The 269-nt window shown below is 66.5% G+C and carries 1 pseudogene; it reads left to right on the top strand.

Annotation, left to right across the window (positions count from 1 at the left end):
• Positions 1 to 269, top strand: a pseudogene (locus SB773_RS32050) (hypothetical protein); the annotation flags it as partial.

Raw genomic sequence — 269 nt, forward strand, 5'->3', positions numbered from 1 at the left:
GTAAAGCGGATGCGCCCGGCGACGCCCAAATGGAGATGGCAATATGCCGTAACTGCCCTCTGGCTTTTTGCCCTGCTCGGCCTCTGGCTCTACCTGCGCACAAAGGGGGGCTCGCCCGCCGCGCTCCTCGGCGCGACTCTGGACGGCCTTCGCGACGACCCGCTCGCTCCCCTCTGGCTTCTGCTCGTTTACCTCGTCCGGCCCCTGCTACTCCTGCCCATCACGCTTTTAACCATCGCCGCCGGGATGCTGTTCGGGGCGGTGTGGGG

Origin of the sequence: Bacillus sp. SIMBA_074, assembly GCF_046534555.1 — a bacterium.
Lineage (GTDB): Bacteria > Bacillota > Bacilli > Bacillales > Bacillaceae_G > Bacillus_A > Bacillus_A mycoides.